We start from the raw sequence: 22147 nt of genomic DNA, 5'->3' as shown, positions 1-22147 counted from the left end.
ATCCTATGGAACACGTAAAAAAACCTGAATGGCTGAAAATAAAAATCGGTACCAATCAGCGATACACCGATACAAAGCGTATTGTAGATACACATCGGCTACATACGATATGTAGTAGTGGGAGATGCCCCAATTTAGGTGAATGCTGGGGAAAAGGAACTGCCACCTTTATGATTGGAGGAGCAATATGTACCCGTGCATGCAAATTCTGCAATACTCAAAGCGGAAAGCCGCTTCCACTCGACGCAGAAGAGCCTATGCGAGTCGCCGAATCCATCCGCTTGATGAAACTCAATCATGCAGTAATCACTTCTGTAGACCGGGACGACCTGGAAGATCTGGGTGCTTCACACTGGGCTGCTACTATACGGGCAATCCGTGAGTTAAACCCTCAAACAACACTGGAAACACTGATTCCTGATTTCCAAGGAAGAGGAGAACTTATCCAGATGGTTACTGATACTCATCCGGACATCATTTCACACAATATGGAAACTGTCAGACGAATTACTCCACTGGTACGTAGCGCAGCTACTTACGACAGAAGTCTGTCTGTGATCCGACAGATAGCGGATAGTGGTATCACGGCCAAATCGGGTATTATGGTGGGATTGGGAGAGACACCCGAAGAAGTGGAACAGACAATGGATGATTTACTGCAGCATGGATGTAGTATACTGACCATCGGACAGTATCTTCAACCTACCCGCAAACACTTTCCGGTAGCAGCATACATTACACCGGAACAATTTACATACTATAAAATTATTGGAGAAAAAAAGGGATTTACAACGGTGGAAAGCGGACCATTGGTACGTTCTTCTTATCATGCCGAAAAGCATCTGCCTAACCATTGAACAAATTGGGTTTTTCCGTTGTTGAAAAAATAAAACCCCTATAAGATGAAGCTATTGTTGAAATATAAAGATCAAATTGTATCGCTCGGATTATTACCTCTCATTGCAACACTGATTGCACTTCATTTTCTGCCTTCTGTTGCTGTATTAGGAGGAGGATTATTGCTAAGCCTCATCGTCTTGTTCTATTACATCATCCGACTGAAAGAATTGAACTTCTTTCTTTTGCTCGGAACCATCGGCATAAGTACGTGCTATATAGTACGCCAATTTACCGATTATCAACTTCTTCCCAAAGGAGGAATTACTCCTACGCTTGAATTTATTTTACTTATTTTCGCCTTTATCCACATTACGGCTCCTGAAATTTACAAAAGTTTCCAACGGTGGCTGAAATTGAAAGGTTGTTTTTCCTACCTGCTTGAAGCCAAAACAATTGTCATTCTATCCAGCCTCCATCTGCTGATTTTAGGCATTACTGTTTATTATAACAAATCTTTATCGGATGAAACCTATTTCTTCCTTGTCAATATCATACCGGTATCCATTTATATCATTTGCCTGATTATTAATATCGTAGGGATATGTATTGCATTACAGGACAATTTCCGTTATACAATTATACGAATTGCTCCTCTCTGTCACAATAAAATTTACCTGACCAAGCGAAAATATACGGGTTGCTGTTCTTCTACTTCTACAGTTCTCTGGGATTTACCGGTAGAAAATAATTTCGAAGGATCAACTAACCGAAACGACAAATATGCCCGTAAGATAGCAAAGAAATATTGGAACATAAAAGAAACTCCTCGGGCTATTTTACATTATAAATCCAGTTTAAACTGTTCGTGTGAACAATATATTCATCTTTATATTCTTCCGATTGACAACGAGACCAAGATACATTCTTCGGAAGGCAGATTCTTTTCCTTTGAAGAAATTGAGGCGAACAAAGATAAGTTCAGTCCAACCCTTCTGCATGAGTTTTCCCATTTGCAATTGGCAGCACATATGTGGAATGAATATTTTGACGATTAAATAAAAGAAACAACACAATATGATACGAAAAGTACAGACAGAAGATGCTGAAGCTATTGCAGCAATTTATAATCATTACATCGCACAAACTACTATTACATTTGAAACGGAACCGGTTTCTACAGAAGAAATGAAAAGGCGTATTCTATCTATCAATCGTAATTATCCGTATTGGATATACGAAGAGAAAGGAGAAATAGCCGGATATTGTTATGCTCACCAATGGAAAGAAAAAGAAGCTTACCAATGTACTGCAGAAACTACGATATATATTAAACCGGAATATACTGGTAAAGGAATAGGAAAAAAAATGATGCTACATCTGATAAACTCTTGCCGGGAACGAAACCTGCATACGCTTATAGCTTGTATTACTTATCCTAATGAAGCCAGTATGCACTTGCATGAGCAATTAGGTTTCCAACTGGTTTCACATTTTCACGAAGTAGGTAGAAAATTTGACCAATGGCTGGATGTATGCGATTATGAACTGCATCTATAACACCTCTTTTATATTATAAAGAGCTAAAATAAAAATTAAGGCTTTCAGACAACACTGTTATCGTCTGAAAGCCTTAATCAATTTCAATTCTATATAGTATTATTACTTATAAATCAGAAAAATACAAGGTATTTTAGCCAAATCGGGTAATTTTCCCTTCCACTCTTTAATAGTCTTTGTGTGAATATATTCCCCTTCACAAGTGATATTTGCAGCAATACACATCTTTGTCTGCGGGCGGCAGGCTTTTAAAATATCCTCCATCATTTTATTGTTACGATAAGGAGTTTCTATAAAGAGCTGTGTCTGGTTTTCAGTATAAATACGTTGCTCCAATTCTTTGATACGCTTCATCCGTTCGGAAGGCTCAATCGGCAAATAACCATGAAAAGCAAAACTTTGTCCATTAAAACCAGATCCCATCACCGAAAGAATAATAGAAGAAGGACCTACCAAAGGTACGACTTTCATATTGCGACGCTGGGCAATCGCCACCACGTCGGCTCCCGGATCGGCTACAGCCGGACATCCGGCCTCTGATATAACTCCCATAGCCTGTCCTTCTGCCAACGGTTTAAGATATCCGGAAATATCTTCCGGAGAAGTATGTTTATTCAATGGATAGAATGTCAATTCATCAATATTGATACCGGAATCTACTTTCTTCAGGAAACGACGGGCAGAACGTACATCTTCCACAATAAAATGCTTGATTCCTAAAATTATTTCTTTGTTATATGATGGCAAAACCTTTTCGATAGCCGTATCACCTAATGTGACAGGCAATAAATATAAAGCAATATCCATGATTTGAACACTCGTTATAATCAGAATTTCACATTTCTAATATCTCTGAAATCAATGCGTGACAATAACTCTTCGATTGTCAAGTTGGGATGCTGTTGCATATACAAATCCGTCAACTCCATTCCCATCCAAACTCCTATAAGAGGAGGAATCTTCTCTCCTTTAAACACCATACTGGGATCCGGATGTGTATAAGCTCGAATAATCATAGGATCTTTACTCCATAAATGTCCCTGATTGACCATCCAATCCCACAGTATTTTTTTATTTTTCCTGCACCAAAGTATTTCCTCTTTAGTATATCCCAAGAAGGACTCGTACGACTTACTTTTCTTAAGTAAACGACTTACAACCCAATGAATTTTTCCTCTATACATAATCACATCAAACAGGGTGCGATATTCCGTAAGCCATGGAAAAGGATACAAACTATACAGATAAGAAGTAAGACAATCAGGAAGAATACGGTCGGGATTCATTGTACGACGCTGGTAAGAATAATAGTAACGTTCATACAGCGGATAATCTTCACCAAGATACTTATCGATACTAAACCCCAACAAGCTATCCCCGACTACAACCGACTGATTTAACGCAGAAACCTGTGAATAAACAACCGGAATAGGGAAAGAAGGTATTTCCTTTTTCAATGTTTTAAATGCCTCGGTTAACCCCTGTTCTATAGGCTCCATATCCTTGAATTTACTCTCTGCATCTGCCATCAACTGCAATAAAATTGTATCAGAATAATAGGCACACAAACGTTCATTGATATCCGGCTCGGATACATTACCTATCATCAATACATCTTCTATCAGCAGTCTGGTAGCCTGCGGATACTCTAAATTCATTTTCTGTAAAGCCGAAAAGCTGTTCAAAGCCGAAGCTTCGTATTGTAAACGGTCGTAACGGACTACTTTAATATCCTTATCAAACAAAGTATCGCCCTTCTGCTTGTCGGACTGACAAGCAGAAAAGGCGATTATACTTAACAATAATATGGATACTATTCTTATCATCCGCAAAAGGGGATGGGATTATCCGTAAATAATATGACCGTTTTCGTCTTTGTATTCGTCAAGACCTTTTTCATATGTAGCCATTGCACGCAAACTCATACCGACGCTTGAGAAACCTCCATCGTGGAATAAGTTCTGCATAGTTACTTTACGAGTCAAGTCTGAGAACATTACGATACAATAGTCAGCACATTCGTCTGCAGAAGCATTTCCCAGAGGAGACATACGGTTGGCAAAATCGAAAAGTTTATCCATACCTTTCACGCCAGAACCGGCAGTAGTCATTGTAGGCGACTGAGAAATAGTGTTGATACGAACATTGTGTTCACGTCCATAAATATAACCAAAGCTACGTGCAATAGATTCCAACAATGCTTTAGCATCCGCCATGTCATTGTAACCATAGAATGTACGCTGTGCTGCTACATAGCTCAAAGCCAAAATTGAACCGTATTCATTGATAGCATCCAACTTCTTGGCAGACTGAATCATTTTATGGAAAGAAACAGCTGAAATATCCAATGTTTTATTCAACATATCATAATCCAAGTCATCATAAGTACGTTTCTTACGTACGTTTGGTGACATACCGATAGAATGCAATACAAAGTCGATCTTACCGCCCAATACTTCCATAGAACGTTTGAATACATTTTCCAAATCTTCTACGCTTGTAGCATCTGCTGGGATTATTTCACAGTTCAATTTTTCAGCCAATGCTGAAACTTCTCCCATACGTACAGCTACCGGAGTATTGGATAAAGTGATTATCGCTCCTTCTTCTACAGCCTTTTCTGCAACTTTCCATGCGATAGACTGTTCATTCAGAGCACCGAAAATAATACCTCTTTTTCCTTTCAGTAAATTATAACTCATACCTTTTTTATTATAAATTCAGTGCAAAGGTACAAATTAATCTGTAACTAATTGAAAAAGTAACATTTATTTTTGTTTGCATACACTATAGTGAGGTTATATTCTTACTGTTTACAAGGTGTTTATTTATTTTTATTCAATAAAAAAGGTTCCGCAAGTCTTCGCTTCAAAGACTGCGGAACCTTTCACTTATCTGATATTATTCTACTGTTTTTCTCTTACTTTTCCGTACGAATATAGGCCTATTTGAAAAGTTTCTCCAAATCGTCTTCCTTCAGTACTGACAGAACAGTCTTGCCGTCCGGGGTATAGTTTGGAGTGGATACAGCAAACAATCCGTCTACCAAACTATTCATTTCTTCATTTGTCAGTACCTGACCTGCCACTATAGCTGCAGCCTTAGCCAACGATAAAGCCAACATACTCTGCACTTCTTCTTTTACTTTACAGCCTTTCTCTATAGCAGTCTGCACCATATTGGTAACAAGTGTTTCCGGATTTAACCCTTCAATTCCTGCAGGTACTCCATTAATAGCATACGAACCACCGCCCAAGCTACTCAAATCGAATCCTAAAGCATGAAGATCGTCCATTATTTCTTCGAGCACTGGTACTTCTGCCGGTGAAAAATGAACCATATCGGGGAATAACATTCGCTGTGAAGCATGTTGACATTTCTCCATCTGTTCCATATATTGATCGTATAAAATACGTACATGAGCCCGATGCTGATCAATAATCATCAGCCCCGATTTTACAGAGGTCAAAATATAACTTCCTTTATACTGATAATGTTGAGCTGCTTTTTCTGTAATTGCTTCTTCTGGCTGTTCATCATACAAAGATGGAGCCTGAGGTTCTTCGACTGGTACTGCCGGCATTTCTTCTTCTGGGAAAGCAGAATATTGCCAGTCAGCTGAACCCGAACTCTTTTTATCAAGTCCCTGATAGAACGGCTCCCACCCTCCCTGCTGCTTAGGAGTATACGAAGCCGAAGAATAGGATGAAGGAGATACCGGTGAAGGGGTATTAAAGGGATTGTATGAAGGGTCATACGATGTTCTCGGAGGCTCTACCCCACTATACGGCAATGAATCGAACGCTGGAATATCTGGCTTTCCTTCCGTATCGAAATCAATAGAAGGAACTGCATTAAAACGTCCTAATGTTTCTTTCACTGCAGCCGAAAGTATCTGCCAAATCGCTTGTTCATTCTCGAACTTAATTTCAGTCTTTGTAGGATGAATATTCACATCGATATTGGCAGGATCTACCTCGAAGTAAATAAAATAAGAAATTTGCTCTCCTGTAGGTATAAGGTTTTCATATGCCTCGGCTACTGCTTTGTGGAAATAAGGGTGACGCATGTAACGACCGTTTACAAAAAAGAACTGACGTGCCCCTTTCTTACGTGCAGTTTCGGGTTTTCCAACAAAACCATGTATCTTCACCATCGTCGTATTGATATCAAGAGAGAGTAAATCTTGATTCAACTTTTTCCCAAAAACACCCATTATACGCTGACGGAGTTGAATAGCCGGAAGATTCAGAATTTCCGTATCATTATGGTGTAAAGTAAACGATACATCAGGATTTACCAATGCAATACGTTCGAACTCGGTAAGAATATTACTAAGTTCTGTTTGATTCGACTTCAGGAATTTACGGCGTGCAGGTATATTGAAAAAGAGATTCTTCACACTGAAGTTACTGCCTTTAGCACATGCCACAGCTTCCTGACTCTCTACTTTAGAACCGGAAATAATGATAGAAGTCCCCAATTGTTCTCCCTCTTGACAAGTACGTAATTCAACTTGTGCAACAGCTGCAATTGAAGCCAAGGCTTCACCTCGGAACCCCATAGTACGCAAAGAAAACAAATCGGCAGCCTCCCGAATCTTGGATGTAGCATGACGTTCAAATGCCAATCGGGCATCTGTTTCAGACATACCTTTTCCATCGTCTATCACCTGAATGCATGTCTTGCCGGCATCTGTCACTAACACATCAATGTGGTGTGCACCGGCATCTATCGCATTTTCGACTAACTCCTTTACAACAGAAGCCGGACGCTGTATCACCTCGCCCGCCGCAATCTGATTAGCTACGGAGTCGGGCAGTAAACGAATCACATCGCTCATAACAATCTTTTTAGAAAGAAAATTCTCCCGTCACCAAATAATGCAAAATATACAATAACACCGCAATAGCGATGAACAAAGCTCCATAAGTCAGCGGTTTTCGTCCACTTTCCTTACGGCGTTTCAGATACGTAGTACCTTCTATAAACTTACCCCGGATGTCTTCTGGAGAAAATTCTTTCGGAGGCACCATACCTAAATCGCGCTTGGCATTCTCTTCTATTTTCTGCAATTTTTCTTTTCGCTCATCCACGTATATATATTCATGATGATATGCACGTGGTTTTCTCATCGTAAACATTCCCATAGCTACTGTTTCTTTTTGGAGTCAAACAAATGCTGATTTGGTAATTCAACCGGTTCTCTCGTATTCTTCTTCAACTGATCGCTAACTTTTTTAGCCCTCCAGTTGAATATATCCTCCTTATTCAACGGACGAATATAATCAAACCATACGAAATTCTCCAAACGGTCCGTACCTGGAGGTATCTGATTCATTGGATAAAGCGTACCATTTGATTTCGGACTCATCACCATTTTATCCAACTGCTGATTTACCAAATATATATCCAGTTTACTAGTCTCTGATACATTCATTCCAATCAATGTACTGTCTGAATCCATCGGATAATAAACAACACGCACAGAGCCTATCACTTCTGTTTTGTACATCTGACGATTCTTGAAATATGCCTTCATTTCTTTTCCAGTCACTTGATTGTAACGGGCAGAATCAAGTGCTTCTACCGAAAGTGCCTGATTGACGATATGAGCCCAGTCTATTGTACTATCGTTCATATACATCAACACCTTTTCCCCCAACAACTGCTGATTATTATTCCAAAGGATTGGGTCCTTATACATAGTCAAGCAACTGTCTTTCGAAGAAAAGACCAAAGAATCGGCTACACCTTGCAAATCAACACGATAAAAACGGACTTTATGAAAAGCTCTCATTTCCCGATACATCGAATCTGTATCGAGTGCAAAAGTTTCCATCAATAAAGTATCAGCATGCAAGAATAAGCTATCACGCTGTGAATAATCAATTGCTACAGCACGTTTCGTAGCAAAAGCATATTTGGTCTTCTCATTGTAATAACCATAGTCACCCGTCATCATGTTTTTATTGATCGTATCCTTCAACTCCATGTTCCAGAAAGCCTCTCCCAATCCGTTATTACGGTCATAATATAAGGTATCTCCTGTCAACTGCTTTCCATCATTCATCAAAATAGAACGATCGAGCAATAACGCTTTTCCGGTAAAAGTATTATAAGTTCCTTTTTCCGAATAAATATGATTATTATCACTCCAAATATCCGAAGGTCCTACAATATTGGCCACTTTGGTAGCTGTATTATATTGCAATGTATCCGAAGTCAAGGTAAACTGTGCATTTACCAATTCCACATCATAATTAAACACCGACTGTTTTGTCGAAGGGTTATATTGTCCCCAGTCAGAAGTCAGTACATTCTGCTCATCCATCAATGTACCTCCATTGAAATAATAGCCTAAATTAAATACCCTGTCATAATTCAAGCTATCTGTAAGCAACGTTGTGGTACGGTTCTCCATACGCACATTCATACGCATCTCTGCAATCTGAGAGTTTCCATCATAATACAGATGATCTCCGTAAAGGAACAAAGTATCTCCCTGTTCCATACGCACATTGCTGAAAGCTTCAAATGAACTTATTTTATCATAATAATAAGCACTGTCGCAATACATATACACACTATCGTGGCGGAAAACTACATTTCCCACCACAACCTGTGCATCCGGATGTCGGGCATCCTTACGCAACAAATCCGAATGTATCAAATAAACCTTACTCTTAGGCTGTTTCTTTTTCTGAGTCGCAACTTGAGGTTCTTCTTTTTGCTGCACCGGTTGCTGTGCCAAAAGACAAAAGCCGAACAGGCACAGGATACTTAATAAAAGTACCCTATGCCCGCTCCAAATATATTTTCTATTTTTCTTTTCAAGCATATGGTATTATAAACATGCTGATTTATCACTTCTTAATCCATCCCGGATATTTAAAATCACAATTTCTCCAATTAGGATTAATGCGTACATATGTACTCTTCTGTTTATCTACAATCCACTTTTGGAGTTTTTCTTCGCTTCTTTTTGCAGTCACAATGCTCTTCAGACGCTGATAGTCTTCTGTAATAGTCGCTTTATGACCATCAATACGATTCTTCAGTTTCACAATAGCACAGACCTGCTTTCCGTTTTTTGCATTAATCATAGTAAAAGGTTTTGAGATTTCACCAATCTGCATACCTTCTACCACCTTTGCCAAATCTTGTGAAACCAAGCCTGCCAATTGCTGCATTTCAAAACGAGATGTACTGGTCTGAGGATTTGCCAACAAACCATGGTTGTTTCTTGTATCTTTATCTTGAGAAATCCAAGTAGCAGCATCATCAAAAGAGAACTTCTCTTTACGAATATCATCTGCAATCGAATCCAAACGGCTCAAAGCAGCATTAATATCTTTCTCGTCTACTTTTGGTTTTATCAGAATATGACGGAAACTTACACGGTCACCACGCTTCTCTATCAACTGAGCAATGTGGTAGCCATATTCAGATTCGAACACCTTCGAAATCTTCTTATTATCTGTCATATTAAAAATCACATTCGCAAATGCAGGATCCAACTCTCCACGTCCGGTAAATCCAAATTCACCTCCACGACGTGCCGAGCCCGGATCTTCTGAATAGAAACGTGCCAAAGTAGAGAAAGTTGTTTCTCCTTTATTTATACGTTCAGTAAATTCACGCAACTGGGCTTTCACTCGTTCTATTTCTTCTTCCGGTATTTTAGGCTCCTGCGTGATGATCTGCACTTCTACCTGAGTGGGGACAAAAGGGATACTATCTTGTGGCAACTTACTAAAATAGTTTCTCACTTCAGCCGGAGTCAGTTTAATATCACCAACAATTTTCTGCTGCATTTGCTGCACGGTAAGTCCATCGCGGATATTCTCACGAAGCATTTCACGAATCTGGGTAGAAGTCTTGTTATAGTACTCCTCCATTTTTTCTTTCGATCCAATCTGATCAATCAGCCACGCTGTACGTGCTTCCACCTGCTGAAGGACTTCCTGATCTGAAACGACCACACTGTCAATTTCAGCCTGGTGCAAAAACAATTTCTGCACAGCCAACTCTTCAGGTATCACACAATAAGGATCTCCTTCGAAACGACGATTTTCATATTGGGCATTCAAACGTTCGTTTTCTACATCCGATTTCAGGATAGCCTCATCTCCTACCACCCACACTACTTCGTCTATCACATTATCCTGTCCGTAAGCAGAAACACCTACACACAACAGGAGCAGACACACACAGGTTCTGACAAACTTACATTTATTCATTTTGGATTCTAATAATAAATTACATCGTTATTTTCCAAAGCGTCCTGATACAAATCGTTTTTCATCCGATTAATAAAGGCAACTCGCTTCAAATTAATTAATATCTCTTTTATTTCACCTTTGGCATACTCCAACGGCAATTGCTGACCTTGCGGTAAGAATTTTTCCACATGCAAGAAATAACAAAAAGCAGAATCTTTCAATTCTATGTTTCGGTTACGATCCAAATACTCCAAGTCTGTATCCAACTGCTTCAAAGGCAATTTTACAGACAGTTCAGCTACAGGTTTCCAGGCATCATAAAAGTAATCATAACTAACAGCATGCCCAATACTGAATTTTTCCAGTTTATCTATCGCATCTGCCGAACTACTTTTATACCATAAACGTACCCTATTTAACTGAGGGGTATTAACCGGGACTTTCAAGAATAGGCCCTGAACATAAGGCTGATCTGCACGAAACATACCCACATTCTGCTGGTAATACTTTTCGATTTCCTCTTCTGTAATTTCTGTACCAAGCTGCTGATTCACCAATTCCTCCTGGTAAGTATGCATAATCAAAGCTTTCCGATAGGAAGCAACCTGTTCATCAATTTTCCGGCTATTAGGTATATTCCCTTCTGCTTTTTGGAAAAGAAGAGTTTCTTCTACCCAATTATGTATATATTTCTTAGCAAAAGAAGTACTGTCTTCCCCTCTTAACCCCACAGGTATTACTGCCTCCAAGTCCTCCTTATAAAGGAAGTCCTTCCCGATACCCACCAATGGAGTTTTTCCATTGTGGTCTACCGCCTGGCTACACCCTGCCAATGTGATTAATCCGGCTACGACTATACTTAATTTTGTCATTTATTTCAATTACCTATAAATTAGTGAACGAAGATACATTATTCTTCATTATTTCTGTCACAATTAACTGTTTTTAAAACGTCTTGCTTTATTTCTACATGAAAACGCTGCATCAGATTTTCCAAAAAGACTGTTTCTTTTTCTTTCCGAAAATCTTTAACAACCTCATCGTATACATCCCGATAACTGTCCGGCCCCTTCTTCAACCGTTTTCCCATAACAAATGAATAAGCATAACGAGGATGTACAGGATACTCTCCACACTTAAAAGAGAGTTTATCGACATATGCATTCGTTCCTATCTGAAATAATCCCACTTCTATCTCCGAGCGGAAAATAGAGTCAGACTTTCCCCAACGTGACAGTTCATCCGCCCATTGCTCCATAGGAAGTTTCTTTAAACGCTTCTTTATCTTCGAAGCAACCTTTTTATTGGAACAATGTACAACAGCTCCCTTAAAATGAGGAAATTCCCATTCATACTTTTTGCGGTTCCGGTAAAAGTAATCCTCCAATTCCTGCTGAGGAAGTTCATCGGGCAAAACCTTTACTCGCCTGTCCCAATACGAAGCCAATAAACCATCGTATATTTCTTTCCAATATAGAGTTTCTTCCTCTTCTGTCTGAGGATATTTTACCGGAGTAACAACATTTCCTTCCTTACGTCCCAAGAAGCGAATAATATGAAGCCCCATCGGAGAGAAAAAAGGAGAAGAAAAATTTCCTACCTGAAGTACAGACAACTGCTCTTTAAACTCATTCAGCAAACAGACCTCAGACTCCCATACCTCTTTCCTGTAATCTATCCGCTCTGCCCATCGAGCAGCAATATCATCGAAAGAACCTCCCTGACGTAAAAAAGCATATACAGAATCCATACATGCACAAGCTTTTGCCTCTTCCTGTTTACTCCCCCGTTGTGGTAGCGGTAAAGTCAGACACGAAAAGCCTATTTTTTCTTCCAGTTCCACACTCTTCTGATACTTGCTATTCTGTTTCAACAAGTCCTCCCGAAGAGCCATATACTGGCGTTTAAAGTCAGGCAATGTATCCCATCGATGCATTAATGCATCTGTTACTTTCAATTTGAAAAGGACAAAATCACTCAGATAATCCTGTGGTTTCACACGATGATGATAAGCCGCATATTTTTTCAAGTAACGGCCAAACTCATTTGTTGTCACATTTTCTCCGTTGACACGTAACAAGACCTCATTGTTTTCTCCATAAGCCAAACATGCCATGAACAATAACAATATTCCACATGATAAAGTCCGTTTCCACATAATCAGTCTAATATTCCTCTATGAACAAGCCATCCTGAACAAAACGGACGCCTTTATTCAAACAATAAAGGTCACGCTTTATTCAGGATGACAAATATATAAAACTATAATATAATTCTATCCTTATTGCGGACGGCTATAGTTAGGAGCCTCGCTAGTAATAGCTACATCGTGAGGATGGCTTTCCAATACACCTGCATTAGTGATACGAGTAAACTTCGCATTATGAAGTTCTGTAATATTATGAGCACCACAATATCCCATACCGGCACGCAAACCACCCACCAACTGGTAGATTACTTCGTACAAACTTCCCTTATAAGGAACACGAGCAGCAATACCTTCCGGAACCAATTTCTTCACATCAGTAGTACCCCCCTGGAAGTAACGGTCTTTTGAACCATTTTCCATTGCTTCCAGCGATCCCATACCACGATAAGACTTAAACTTACGTCCGTTGAAGATAATTGTATCACCCGGTGATTCTTCTGTTCCAGCTACCAGTGAACCAATCATAACAGAGTAACCTCCGGCAGCCAATGCTTTCACCACATCACCAGAATAACGCAATCCACCATCAGCAATCAAAGGAACACCTGTACCTTCCAAAGCCTTAGCAACATCGTATACAGCAGTCAACTGAGGAACACCTACACCTGCTACCACACGAGTTGTACAGATAGATCCCGGGCCGATACCCACTTTCACTGCATCTGCACCAGCCTCAACCAAGGCTTTAGCAGCTTCTCCAGTAGCAATGTTACCTACTACAATATCAATATCCGGGAAACGTTTCTTTGCTTCTTTCAATTTTTCAATTACAGACAAAGAATGACCATGTGCTGTATCAATTACAATAGCATCTGCTCCGGCATTTACCAAAGCTTCCATACGTTGCAATGTATCGGCAGTTACACCTACACCGGCAGCTACACGCAAACGTCCTTTATCGTCCTTGCAGGCCATCGGTTTATCTTTTGCCTTTGTAATATCTTTATAAGTAATCAAACCTACCAATTTACCATCTTTATCTACAACCGGCAGTTTTTCAATCTTATTTTCCTGCAGAATCTTTGAGGCAGTCTCCATATCGGTAGCCTGATCGGTAGTTACAATGTTTTCTTTTGTCATTACCTCATCGATACGCTTTGTCATATCCTGCTCAAAACGAAGGTCACGATTAGTTACGATACCAACCAAATAGTTTTCATCATCTACTACCGGAATACCTCCAATCTTATATTCAGCCATGATATCCAATGCGTCCTTTACAGTAGAGCCTCTCTTTATGGTAACCGGATCGTAAATCATACCGTTTTCGGCACGTTTTACAATTGCTACCTGACGAGCCTGTTCTTCTATAGACATGTTCTTGTGGATTACACCGATACCTCCTTCACGAGCAATGGCAATAGCCATCTGTGCCTCGGTAACAGTATCCATGGCAGCGGTTACAAACGGAATTTTCAAATCAATGTTGCGTGAAAACTTTGTCGAGAGTTCGACAGCTTTAGGTAATACTTCAGAATAGGCAGGGATTAACAATACGTCATCGTAAGTCAATCCATCCATTACAACTTTATCTGCAATAAATGACATAGGGCTTTATGCTTTAGATTTTATTGCGTGCAAATATACATATTTTCTCCGATTTATAAAAATGCAGAAAAACTTTTTTATGTTATTTAAACTACAGGTTTGCATCGTAAATTATAGAATAATGACTGACATTTCTATATCCAAGCAATACTATTTCTTTATTAAACAACAAAATATCTTGTGTCAGCGTACGAGGAGCAAAAACACGTTTTATCCATGCTGCACAACTGCTAACAGATTCCCGAAAAACATTCTTTCTATATCTATTGGTAAAAATAAAGACTGCTGTGTGGATATATAATATTTCCACACAGCAGTCTTCTTTAAAAAGACAAGCACTTATCGCACTGTGAAACTCATTAACGCATCCTTATCAGGCCGCTCTTCCATCACAAAATACAATTCACCTCCATCCATAATTTCCTTGTACGTAATAAAAGGCCTATCCAACAATTTATCATTCAAATAAATCTCTTTCACAAATATACAATCGGAAGATGTCTTTTTTACCTTTACTGTAAAGTACCGCTCCCCCCTTACACGGATAGAAGCTCCATCAAGTTGTGGTGCTCCTAAAATAAATTGCCCACTTACAGGATCGAGCGGATAAAAGCCTAAAGAAGCAAACATATACCATGCCGACATCTGCCCACAATCATCATTTCCTTTTAATCCATCGGGAGCATTTTTATAAAACTCCGTCGTCAGATAATTTAATATGGCATCAGCTTTATATCCCTCATCCGTAAATTTATATAAATAAGGAATATGATGGCAAGGTTCATTTCCATGCCAATACTGTCCCAAAGTACCCAAGATCTTCCACTGCAACGTTTTCACTTCCGGACTCTGCGCTGCGTAAAACATGGAATCCAATTTTTCTGCAAAATGTACCTCTCCTCCCATCAGATTAATCATACCTGGAACATCATGCAATACATGAAACAAATAATGCCAAGAATTTCCCTCAGTATAAGATGATTGAGACAACCATTCTCCCACCACTTCTGTTGGGTCTTCCGTTTTAAACTCTCCTTCCGCATTTCGACCACACATAAAACCCGTTTTCGGATTATATACATTCTTATAATAATCCGCTCTTTGAGCCATATGACGCACTACAGTATCTTCTTTCAAGTCCTGAGCCATTATCCCAACACAATAATCATCATAAATACCTTCTAATAATCGTGATACCGTTTCACGTCCATCATCAAACGACGAAAGTTGTACATCGTAAGGTATATAACCATACTTATCTATTAACTTCGTATGATTTCGGTAATGTGGTTTTGATACAGAAGTATAAATTGCCTGAAAAATATCATACAATGAATATGTGTCAGGAAGCAATCCTTTGCAATAAGCTTCCACAAGAACAGGTACCGCATGATTGGCTATCATTGTATTTGTTTCTCTACCCCATAATCCCCATCGAGGAAGATATTTGTTAACTTCTGTCTCACAGGAAGAATCTACCGGCTTATGACTATAAGCTTCCATAAGTGAATTGACAAATCCTTTCACAGAATCGGGTATCAAGATAGTATACATTGGATGGACAGCCCTGAATGTATCCCAAAGCGAAAACGTAGAATAGAATTTTTTATCACGAGAACAATATATCGAATCATTTTCCGCCCGATAAGTACCATCCACATCCGCAATATTATTAGGCTGGATATACAGATGATACAATGAAGTATAAAACGAAACCATTTGCTCTTCGGTGCCCTGTATATCTACTCCAGCCAACAGCGTATTCCATTTCTCCTTTGCTGCATTTCTAACTTCTGTGAAGCAATCCCAATTGGGAACTTCTGTGTCCATATTTTTCTTAGCACCTTCGATTCCGGTAGTAGATAAAGCTACTTTAGCCTGCAAAATCGAATCAGTCCCCATATCAAACGATAGAACAAAACGCTTTGCTTTCTCTCCGTTTTTTGCTTCTAGCAATTTCTTATTTACAATTCGTTTATCAAATTTAATTGTATAATAAATTTTTCGGGTTGTCCAGTCATTCACTTGTCGGTATCCGGACAAAGTAAAATCATCATCAAACTGTTCTGAGGATTCTAACACTAACCGATTTAATTCATTTACGTTCCAGTTTACTCCATATTGTAAATCCACCAATACATGCGCAACAGGCGTCCCAAAACAATATTGATGATAAGCTACATGCGGAGAAGCTGTCAATTCAACCTTTACATCATTCTTCCACAAATGAACTGCATAATAACCAGGAGCTGCCACTTCGGAATTTTTATCATAATCCGAATAATAAGCTTCCGGTGAATCACTGCCATTCACATTACGTGAAAAAGGCATCAATAATATATCTGACATTGCCGGGCAGCCGACTCCATTCAAATGAGTTTGGGTAAACCCTTTCAAAAGTGAATCAGTATACTGATACCCGACAACATGATCCATCTCATAACCGTTATAATATGTTGTATGTGATTCTGGACCAGGTTGCACCATCCCCATCGGCACCGTAGCTCCAGGAGAGCAATGCCCCTCATGCAATGTACCGATAAAAGGATTTACCCAAATTGTATAATCCCTTTTTTCCTCATCAGACCGACAAGAATAAACACTCAGATTCAACAGCAGGATAGAACATCCCACCAGAATTGTCCTGTTCTTTTTAAATACCATATTTGTCCTCTTTTTAGTTTCCATACTGGTCTTTTGGCTCACTACCCATCTCTACCCTTAAAGTGCCTCCTTCGGTTACTTTACGGAAAGGTATGTATAAAGAAGAAAGCGGTTCACCATTCCACATATACTTTTGAGCATATTTGTTAGTCTGGCTGTTATTCACCGTTTCAATGACAAACTCTTTTCCCTTATAATAAGTAGAATCAAGTTGAATAGTAACCTTATCGAACTTCGGGCTACCCAAAGCAAACTGAGGATTGATATTACCCAAACCGGCCACATCAAAGATTCCCAGCGAAGAAATTACATACCAGGCTCCCAACTGTCCTTGGTCTTCATCCTGTCCATATCCATAACCATGAATACCGTCGGTTCCATAAAATTCATCCAAGATAGCACGTACCCACTTCTGAGTCAAAGACGGACGTCCAGCCTCATTGAACAGCCATGAGATATGCAAACAAGGCTCATTTCCCTGATTGTAATACGTCTGCAAACCAGAGAAAGCATCAACAGTCGTACCTCCACTGAACAGTTTATCCTGAGACCATGTAAAAATACTGTCCAAACGGGCTGTAAACTCCTCTGCACCCATCTTGGCAATCAAACCTTTTGGATTGTGAGGTACATAGAATGTATACTGATATGCATTTCCCTCCTGAAATCCTCTCCAGACCTGCATCGGGTCGAAATCACCGATAAACTCTCCATTTTCCCAACGCGGACGGATCAGATTCAATTCCGAATCATATATTTTCTCCCAACCTTTGGACAATTCCATTAAACGTTCATAATCTTTCTGCTTACCCATATCTTTAGCCATTTGTGCCACAGCATAGGCACCAAACGAATACTCCAATGTATGAGAAGCAGAGAACATCCACGATTCATCGGGCCATGGACCTTTATCCAAATGAGGTACATATCCGTATTTCAAGAATTTATCGGTATCCAGTTTTCCGGCTCCCATCGGACGGTTTGTTCCATCCAGTTCATTCTTTCGCGCTGCCTGATAAGCTGCCTCTACATCAAAATCACGAATACCGCACAAATAAGCAGCCGCAATCACATTACCCAACTGATTGGTTCCCACTCCCGATACATAACGGCTATTGGCAATACCATCGCCCATCCAGCCTGCATCCTTATACACCTGCACATGCGTACTCACATAATCCGAAAGATAGTCAGGATAAGCCAAAGCCCATACCTGTACCAGTCCCCACTGGCCGCCCCATATACCATCGGTATTGTAGAACGAGAACGCAGGTTTCCCATCTTTCATCGGAAGTTGTCCTATCGTACCGTCATTCTTCGGATAAGCTCCATTTACATCACTGGCCAATCCTCGTCCCAAAATTGCATGATACAAGCCTGTGTAAAATTTCACTTTATCTTCTTTCGAGCTGGTTTCTACACGAATACGTCCTAAATAGTCCTCCCAAGTCCGATTAGACAATTCTTTCACATCATCGAAAGATAATTTTCCCCGTTCGGTTTCCACCTCTCTGTTCATTCTTGCATTCTCCACAGAAGTATACGAAAGGCCCACTTTGGCAGTCACCTCTTCTCCCTGTCCGGTTTCATATGTCAGATAAGCCCCGGCTCCCACTCCTTTTATGCTTTTCTGATTTTTAAAAATCTTCTCTTTCAGGAAGGTTCCCGAAGCCACAGGCTTCTTGTCCATTTCAGCAGAGAAATACATTTTGATACTGGCCCCCTTTTGATATTTGTCGCAATATAAGGGCAAAGTCTCTACCCATCCTTCAACCAATCCATTCTCTACGACATTCACTTCGGCATCCAATACCGGTCCGCTTTCTCCCTGACGATTACCTATATCAAACAAAACATTACTTTGCTTTCCTTCCGGGAAAGTAAATCGCATACAAGCCACACGCTGGGTAGCAGTCAGTTCCGCTTTTATATTATAATCCTTCAGCAAGACAGAGTAATAACCCGGACGTGCGATTTCATCAGCATGATCGAAAGAAGACCGATACCCTTCTCCTTTAGAGTTGACAGGCCCCGGTACAGTTACCAAATTCCCTGTGGTAGGCATCAGCACGATACCTCCAACCTGAAATTCATGCAAACAGGGAAAGCCCTCTATCGAAGTATCTCTGTAATCATAGCCAGTTGCCTCCCAACCTCCTTTATTACCTACACTTGCATTAGTTGCTGATGCCGGCTTGGCCAAACCAAAAGGCAGTGCACCTGGAGCAAAATGAAACCACCGGCAATGCGCTGTACCAATCAGCGGATTAACATATTGCGTCAACGATTCGGCTGGAGTTTCTGTCAGTTGCTTCTGCCCTTGACACGAAGCCAACAAACAAGCCATCCCCAACAAGGCTAAAACTTTCTTCGGCTGTATTTTCATCTTTTTCATTTTTTCATTTTCAGTTTATAAGTTTCAATCGCATATTTACCCAGTACAATTTCATTTTCCGGCTGGATTTCCTCTTCAATCAGATTAGTCTTAATCAAATCGAAAGCCTGTCCCATGCATTCGAGTTTCACCTTTTGTTCTTCTGCAGAAGTGTTGTACAGACGAACAATAAAAGAATTATCGTCTTCACATTTTTTGAATGCAGTTACCTTTACAAGAGAATTATTCGTAGTCAAGAATGAAGTCTGTTCTGCCAGCGCGGCATTTTTCTGTTGAACAGGCTGATATACAGCCACTAAAGATTCATTGGCAGATACACCCTGTTCCTCGCGTGCAATGCTTCCACTCTCGTGAGAAGTCAATGAAAAACGGAAAGAATGGTCTCCCGGCTGGAAATAAGAATTACCCTGATAGTGGCAACTCTGGCGGGAAGCCATCAGTATCGGTTGCAAGATGGTATAACCGACCGGATTTTCGGTTGGATCAATATAATCGGCTACTGCCACAGAAGACGACAAGGTGACCGCAACTTTTCCAGAAGAAGCACTAATCCAATTGCCGATGCCTCGTGGGTGCTGTTTACTGTTCTCTACATAATAACGTTCGCCTGCTGCTCCCGGCATTTCATCCTTACCTACTGTAAGTGCGCCATAAGGTACTTCGTACGACACTTCAGCCTGGTTCAAGGCCAGTGGTATCATCATACGGAACTCACGGTACATCACTCCTTCCCAGTTCAACAAATCAACATCGAAGTCAATCCGCTTGACATCATGGTATACCCGTATTACCTGTTCTACTACTGCATGACGAATTGGAGTACGCATTTTATAAGAAGTATAAACAGGACCGTTCTCTACCATCTCCCAGTCGGCCGCATGAAGAGTGGTCTTGTCAAAGCCTTCCATATCCGGCTGCTGCACTGCATCAAACTCACCGGCTCCATTGCCAAAAGAGCGCATGGTTATAATCTCTCCTCCCATAAACTTATCGGTTTGAAGCAACGGTTGGTTCAACTCCTTATCCCAAATCTGACGAATACCTCCCTTCACTAATTCAATCTTATAGAAACGGTTTTCCAACTGATTATCTTCTGCCTGATGCGATACCTGCACAGCCTCATCCGAAGGATTAACATAATAAGTATTCAACCCCATAGAAGGCGTTTCCGCCACAAAATGCAATACAGCCGATTCGATACTGCCATCGGCATAATGCGTAACTTCTGACAATTGAACCGGTATCTTTCCCCCATCGGAAGAAGTCAAGACAAGCCCACGGGCATATCCTTCTTCAAAACGTACAGGCACCTCAGCCGGTACATTACGGGCAAACGACAGGGTATTGAACAACACCACCGGACGTCCTTTTTCCTGCTGTGTTTTGACAGATGCAGCAAGGAAACCGGCCTGATCGGAAATCATATCCTTGGCTTCTGCATATGCAAATTCAAACTTACGGCGAAATTCATTGTCGGTCATTACTCCGCCATTACCTCCCCAGCCATGGTCGGGGTAAATTTTAGCTTTCCATGCCTCATTGAGCCGCTCTACCGGATAAGCATTAAATGTTCCTTCTACCAATGCCCGCGAAGCCGACAAAGCCTCTGCAGCCGGTAACATCCGGTCTGCTTCTCTGCTCTTGGTAATAGCCTGTTCGTGCGAAGGCCCGTGGATATAGAGCCATACATTAGGACGCTCACCGTAAATTTCGGGCAGGTTCTGTGTAGACAAGTCTAAAGCATTGAAAAAGTTATCAGCAGTAGCATATTCAAATTTCGGAAGGTTTACTTTTTCCCACTTTCTCTCTCCATACTGGCGGATATATTCTACCTGATTCCACTTATCAATAAACACCGGTGTATTTTTTACAGGCTTCTGGTCCCACTTCAATTCGTAATTCAGCATGGCCGGCATCACGGTATGTGCTTTCTTCACATCATTGTATTTAGTATACCACAGTACAGCCTCTTTTCCAATTTCTTTTACTGCAGCTGTATCTTCCTTGGCCATTACGTTATAGAAATAAATATAATGGCCCGGGGTATAAGTCCGGACTTTCGACCCATCGGGGGCCTTCCAGTAAAACAACCCTCTTTCATGACGACTGATGACGAGATTATCGACTCCTGCTTTTTTCATAATCTGTGGCATTTGCAGCGTGCGCCCCGGCACATCCACATTGAAGTACGACAAAGTCTGATATCCGTCGAAGTTTTTTTTCAGCCAACGTGCTCCCAAATAAAATTGTCGTGCCAACGACTCTCCGGCATACATTTCTTCGTAAGGCTGAATAAAAGTACCGCCAATACAGATACGTCCTTCCTTTATATATTTATCGAACAGAGGCTTCGATTCGGGATGCCGGTGCAAATACTCCATCACAATAGAAGTTTGTTCGATATCCATCTTAAAGGTAGGGTCTTCCTGCAGACGTTCCAAGAAAGGAGTCAGCCACAATGTATCACGGTCTGCAATACACGCATCAATATGATCCAACCAGGCCAAATCCTGATGTGTGGTCGTAAACAGATAAATACTCCCCTTTCCAAGTTGTGACTCGGACAGATTTTTCAACAGCGAATATGTTTCCTTATCGCAAGTATACAACTTATTCTCGAACTGTGCATGTGCAGCAGTCAACGAGCATAGCCCCAATACAGCTAAATACAGTTTTTTCATAGTGCTAAAAGTGTGATTCTATATGATT

Annotated in this window: 16 protein-coding genes; 3 read left to right on the top strand and 13 right to left on the bottom strand. The window is 40.4% G+C overall.

Annotation, left to right across the window (positions count from 1 at the left end):
• Positions 1-5: 5 nt before the first annotated feature.
• The 3 genes from lipA to O6P32_RS03085 are packed head-to-tail and all read left to right on the top strand — an operon-like array spanning position 6 to position 2397.
• Positions 6-857, top strand: coding sequence for a lipoyl synthase (gene lipA / locus O6P32_RS03095; RefSeq protein WP_269876752.1), 852 nt, complete (start codon positions 6-8; stop codon positions 855-857).
• Positions 858-902: 45 nt separating this feature from the next.
• Positions 903-1895 (top strand): hypothetical protein, encoded by a 993-nt coding sequence (locus tag O6P32_RS03090; protein WP_269876751.1) that lies wholly within the window; start codon positions 903-905, stop codon positions 1893-1895.
• Positions 1896-1914: 19 nt separating this feature from the next.
• Positions 1915-2397, top strand: a complete 483-nt coding sequence (locus O6P32_RS03085; RefSeq protein ID WP_269876750.1) for a GNAT family N-acetyltransferase — start codon at positions 1915-1917, stop codon at positions 2395-2397.
• Between the two features lie 102 nt (positions 2398-2499).
• Here O6P32_RS03085 and O6P32_RS03080 read toward each other — a convergent pair whose 3' ends face one another.
• From O6P32_RS03080 to O6P32_RS03020, 13 genes are all read right to left on the bottom strand, one after another.
• Positions 2500-3204: an SAM-dependent methyltransferase gene (locus tag O6P32_RS03080; protein WP_269876749.1), complete on the bottom strand. Its 705-nt coding sequence runs from the start codon at positions 3202-3204 to the stop codon at positions 2500-2502.
• A 20-nt stretch (positions 3205-3224) separates the two neighbouring features.
• On the bottom strand, positions 3225-4223 hold the full coding sequence (locus O6P32_RS03075; protein ID WP_269876748.1) for a gliding motility protein GldB-related protein: 999 nt from the start codon (positions 4221-4223) through the stop codon (positions 3225-3227).
• 18 nt (positions 4224-4241) lie between these two features.
• Complete coding sequence (locus tag O6P32_RS03070) at positions 4242-5099, bottom strand: enoyl-ACP reductase FabI (protein WP_269876747.1); 858 nt, start codon at positions 5097-5099, stop codon at positions 4242-4244.
• Positions 5100-5341: 242 nt separating this feature from the next.
• The gene (gene mutL, locus O6P32_RS03065) at positions 5342-7240 is read right to left on the bottom strand and encodes a DNA mismatch repair endonuclease MutL (protein ID WP_269876746.1); all 1899 of its coding nucleotides are present in this window, start codon (positions 7238-7240) and stop codon (positions 5342-5344) included.
• 10 nt (positions 7241-7250) lie between these two features.
• On the bottom strand, positions 7251-7547 hold the full coding sequence (locus O6P32_RS03060) for a hypothetical protein (RefSeq protein WP_269876745.1): 297 nt from the start codon (positions 7545-7547) through the stop codon (positions 7251-7253).
• Positions 7548-7549: 2 nt separating this feature from the next.
• Complete coding sequence (locus O6P32_RS03055; protein ID WP_269876743.1) at positions 7550-9238, bottom strand: OstA-like protein; 1689 nt, start codon at positions 9236-9238, stop codon at positions 7550-7552.
• A 25-nt stretch (positions 9239-9263) separates the two neighbouring features.
• The gene (locus tag O6P32_RS03050) at positions 9264-10640 is read right to left on the bottom strand and encodes a peptidylprolyl isomerase (protein WP_269876742.1); all 1377 of its coding nucleotides are present in this window, start codon (positions 10638-10640) and stop codon (positions 9264-9266) included.
• 8 nt (positions 10641-10648) lie between these two features.
• Complete coding sequence (locus O6P32_RS03045) at positions 10649-11494, bottom strand: peptidylprolyl isomerase (protein WP_269876740.1); 846 nt, start codon at positions 11492-11494, stop codon at positions 10649-10651.
• A gap of 38 nt (positions 11495-11532) precedes the next feature.
• A complete protein-coding gene (locus tag O6P32_RS03040) occupies positions 11533-12738 on the bottom strand; it encodes a peptidylprolyl isomerase (RefSeq protein WP_269876738.1) in 1206 nt (401 codons plus the stop codon).
• A gap of 165 nt (positions 12739-12903) precedes the next feature.
• A complete protein-coding gene (gene guaB / locus O6P32_RS03035; RefSeq protein WP_269876736.1) occupies positions 12904-14379 on the bottom strand; it encodes an IMP dehydrogenase in 1476 nt (491 codons plus the stop codon).
• A 339-nt stretch (positions 14380-14718) separates the two neighbouring features.
• Complete coding sequence (locus tag O6P32_RS03030; protein ID WP_269876733.1) at positions 14719-17043, bottom strand: GH92 family glycosyl hydrolase; 2325 nt, start codon at positions 17041-17043, stop codon at positions 14719-14721.
• Between the two features lie 13 nt (positions 17044-17056).
• Positions 17057-19438 carry a GH92 family glycosyl hydrolase gene (locus O6P32_RS03025; protein ID WP_269876731.1) on the bottom strand — a complete coding sequence of 794 codons (2382 nt, stop codon included), beginning with the start codon at positions 19436-19438 and terminating at the stop codon, positions 17057-17059.
• Complete coding sequence (locus tag O6P32_RS03020; protein WP_269876730.1) at positions 19435-22119, bottom strand: glycoside hydrolase family 38 N-terminal domain-containing protein; 2685 nt, start codon at positions 22117-22119, stop codon at positions 19435-19437. The genes O6P32_RS03025 and O6P32_RS03020 overlap by 4 nt, the downstream gene beginning before the upstream one ends.
• Positions 22120-22147 lie beyond the last annotated feature (28 nt).

The organism is Phocaeicola acetigenes, assembly GCF_027529745.1.
Lineage (GTDB): Bacteria > Bacteroidota > Bacteroidia > Bacteroidales > Bacteroidaceae > Phocaeicola > Phocaeicola acetigenes.
This window is presented reverse-complemented; position numbering and strand designations above follow the sequence as displayed.